Origin of the sequence: Streptomyces sp. DH12 (assembly GCF_020873895.1) — a bacterium.
GTDB lineage: Bacteria > Actinomycetota > Actinomycetes > Streptomycetales > Streptomycetaceae > Streptomyces.
The window spans coordinates 1-1,341 of sequence record NZ_JAHWGT010000087.1 but is presented as its reverse complement, the minus strand read 5'-3'; the positions used below and the strand labels follow the sequence as shown (position 1 = coordinate 1,341).

Annotated in this window: 2 pseudogenes; both read left to right on the top strand. The window is 75.4% G+C overall.

Going from position 1 to position 1,341, the window contains the following annotated elements:
• Positions 1 to 50 precede the first annotated feature (50 nt).
• Positions 51 to 350: pseudogene (locus tag LPA54_RS32625) on the top strand (phosphopantetheine-binding protein); the annotation flags it as partial.
• Between the two features lie 528 nt (positions 351 to 878).
• A pseudogene (locus LPA54_RS32620) lies at positions 879 to 1,341 on the top strand (alpha-lytic protease prodomain-containing protein); the annotation flags it as partial.

The window sequence follows — 1,341 nt, the reverse complement described above, 5'->3', positions numbered from 1 at the left end:
GGATCGACCCGGACGCCGACCTGTTCGACCTGGGCGCGACCTCGTTCAGCATGATCCGCATCGCCCAGGAGATCGAACGGATCACCGGGACCTCGCTGCCGGTCGACGCGTTGATCAGCGGGCCGACGCTCGCCGCGCTGACCGCCGCCGCCCTGCCGGCCGCCCCCGGGACCGCACCGGACCCCGCGGCCGCGGACGCGGCCCCGGCCGGGCTCACCGCCGAGGACGTGGCCCGGACGGCCGCCGCCGTGCTGCACCTTCCCGCCGTCGACCCGGACGCCGACCTGTTCGACCTGGGCGCGACCTCGTTCAGCATGATCCGCATCGCCCAGGAGATCGAGTCGGCGACCGGCCGGACGGTCCCCGTCGACGTGCTGATCCGGACGCCCACGGCACGCGCCGTCGCGGACGGTCTCGCGCCCGCCGTGACGGATCCGGAGGGGACCGCGCCGGGGGCCGCCGCGGGGACGGACGTGCGCATCGCCCTCGACCCCAAGGCCAAGGCCGCCTTCAAGGAGGCGCGGATCGCCGAACGGCGGCTGCCCGCCTCGCTGCCCCGGCTGTCCGTGCCCGCACCCGGCCCCGCCGAGACGCTGGCCCTGTTCGACGCGTCGTCCTTCCGGGACTTCGCCGACGGGCCGGTGCCCGCGGCCGACCTGCTCGCTCTGCTCGCCACCGTCACCTGGGGCGACCTCGACGGGCGGGCCAAACGGCGCTACCCCTCCGGCGGGGGCTTCTACCCGGTCCAGGTCTATGTGTACCTGGCGCCCGGCGCCGTGGCCGGCGCCGACCGGACCCCGCCCGCCGACCTGCGGTCCTTCTTCGGCGGCGACGGCACCGTCGACCTGCGCTGGCGCCTCGAACTGGACGGCGAACCCCTCACCGACGAGGAGGCGGCGGCCGAGGTGCGGGCGGCGGGCGCCGAGCCGAAGATGGTGCGGCACAGCATGGACGACTTCGACTCCGCGACGAGGACGCTGAGTTCGGCCCCGCGGGTGCCCGGCACGGCCTGGATGAAGGACTACCGGTCGAACCAGGTGGTGGTGCGCGGGGACAGCACGGTGTCCGCGGACGACTGGTCGTCGCTGACCGAAGTGGCCGACGGCATCGGCGACTTCGTCCGCATGGAGCGGGTCGAGGGCGCCTTCACCACCCGTCTGGCCGGCGGGCTGCCCGTGCTGTCGACGGCTGGCCGCTGCTCGGCCGGGTTCAACGTCACCGACGGGCGGCGGGAGTTCATCCTCACCGCCGGGCACTGCGGGCCGCAGGGTTCGGTGTGGTTCTCCGACGACGGGGGGCGGCGGAAGGTCGGCACCACCGTCGGCGGCAGCTTCCCGGGCG